The sequence below is a fragment of the Natrialba sp. PRR66 genome (assembly GCF_034808065.1).
Taxonomy (GTDB): domain Archaea; phylum Halobacteriota; class Halobacteria; order Halobacteriales; family Natrialbaceae; genus Natrialba; species Natrialba aegyptia.
In genome coordinates this window covers 1-279 of record NZ_JAXHGN010000066.1, presented here as the reverse complement: position 1 = coordinate 279, position 279 = coordinate 1, and the positions used below count along the sequence as shown (strand labels likewise).

Here is a 279-nt window from a genome sequence, read left to right as displayed (position 1 = left end):
GTAAAAGATACCCAGGAAGAGAAATTTCTTTTACACCCATTCTTTGAGCAGTCATTATTTTTTTAGCCACCTGATCCGGCTTGAGAATCTTCATCATAGTGTCGAATTTGATTCTGGGATTTTTGCACAGTCCAGTGTCAACCATGAAGGGATAAATTGTGGTAATTTTGATGTCGCCATGACCACTAAACCTGAGTTCCTCGTGAAGTCCTTCCATCATTCCACGAACTGCGAATTTTGAAGCGCAATATGGGATTAAATTTGGAAAACCTCCCAAAC

At 40.1% G+C, this 279-nt stretch carries 1 protein-coding gene; it reads right to left on the bottom strand.

The genetic code is table 11. The annotated features are described in order from the left end of the window. Window positions 1–220 (bottom strand): hypothetical protein (locus SM755_RS23500; RefSeq protein ID WP_323174815.1); only part of this gene is annotated, 220 nt, incomplete at its 3' end. Between the last annotated feature and the right edge of the window lie 59 nt (window positions 221–279).